1 protein-coding gene is annotated in these 1444 nt (G+C 77.3%); it reads right to left on the bottom strand.

The features are described 5' to 3' along the window. Positions 1-1444, bottom strand: a 1444-nt coding sequence (locus AE652_RS40910) for a type I polyketide synthase (RefSeq protein WP_049661001.1), incomplete at both ends; no start/stop codon positions are given.

The raw sequence follows: 1444 nt of genomic DNA, 5'->3' as shown, positions 1-1444 counted from the left end.
TGGACTTCACCGAGCCCAGCCACAGCGGCCGGTCGGCGGGCCGGTCCTGGCCGTAGGTGGCGAGCAGGGCCTGGGCCTCGATCGGGTCGCCGAGTTCGGTGCCGGTGCCGTGCGCCTCGACGGCGTCCACGTCGGCGGCGGTGAGGCCGGCGCCGGCCAGCGCGGCGCGGATCACCCGCTGCTGGGAGGGGCCGCTGGGGGCGGTGAGCCCGTTGGAGGCGCCGTCCTGGTTGACGGCGCTGCCGCGGACCACGCCGAGCACCTGGTGGCCGTTGCGGTGGGCGTCGGAGAGCCGTTCGACCGCGAGGACGCCGACGCCCTCGGCCATGCCCATGCCGTCGGCGCCCTCGCCGAAGGCCTTGCACCGGCCGTCGGCGGCCAGGCCGCGCTGCTGGGAGAAGCCGACCAGGTCGCGCGGGGTGGGCATCACGGTGACGCCGCCGACCAGGGCGAGGTCGCACTCGCCGGCCCGCAGCGCCTGGGCGGCGGAGTGCAGGGCGACCAGCGAGGAGGAGCAGGCCGTGTCGACGGTGAACGCCGGGCCCTCCAGGCCGAGGAGGTAGGAGACCCGGCCGGACAGCACGCTGGTGGCGGTGCCGATCATGGCCTGGCCCTCCAGGCGGTGGTCGGCGTGGCCGGCGGCGCGGGCGGTGAGGTGGTCGTAGCCGGAGCCGAAGCCGCCGACGAACACGCCGGTACGGCTGCCGCGCAGGCCGGTGGGGTCGATGCCGCCGCGTTCCAGGGTCTCCCAGACGACCTCCAGCAGCAGCCGCTGCTGCGGGTCCATGGTGACCGCCTCGCGCGGGCTGACGCCGAAGAACCCGGCGTCGAACTCGGCGGCCTCGTGCAGGAACCCGCCCTCGCGGGCGTAGAAGGTGCCGGGCCGTTCGGCGGTGGGGTCGTAGAGGGCGGCGAGGTCCCAGCCCCGGTCGGTGGGCAGGCCGGTGACGGCGTCCTGCCCGGCGTCGAGCAGCTGCCACAGCTGCTCGGGGGTGTGGATGCCGCCGGGCAGGCGGCAGCCCATGGCGACGATCGCGACCGGGTCGGCGAGCGGGTCCGCGCCGGTGGCGCGCGGTGCGGCCGGGGCGGCGGTGTCCGGTCCGCCGCCGACCAGCCGGGTGCGCAGGTGCGCGGCGAGCACCTGCGGGTCCGGGTAGTCGTACAGCAGGGTGGCGGGCAGCGGCAGGCCGGCGGCGGTGCTGAGCCGGTTGCGCAGTTCGACGGAGGTGAGGGAGTCCAGGCCGAGTTCGCTGAAGGCGCGGCCGGGCTCGACGTCGGCGGCCGAGGCGTACCCCATCACGGTGGCGGCCTCGTCCCGGACCAGGTCGCAGAGCAGCCGGTCCTGCGCCTCGGCGGAGGTCAGCGCCGACAGCCGGACGGCCAGCGGGTGCTCCGGCTCGGCGGCGCGCGGCGCCGGGTCCGCGGCGTCGGCCGCGTCGGCGGC

The organism is Kitasatospora sp. MY 5-36, from assembly GCF_001182915.1.
Lineage (GTDB): Bacteria > Actinomycetota > Actinomycetes > Streptomycetales > Streptomycetaceae > Kitasatospora.
Note: the sequence above shows the minus strand (reverse complement) of the source record. Positions and strands in the feature narration are given on the sequence as shown.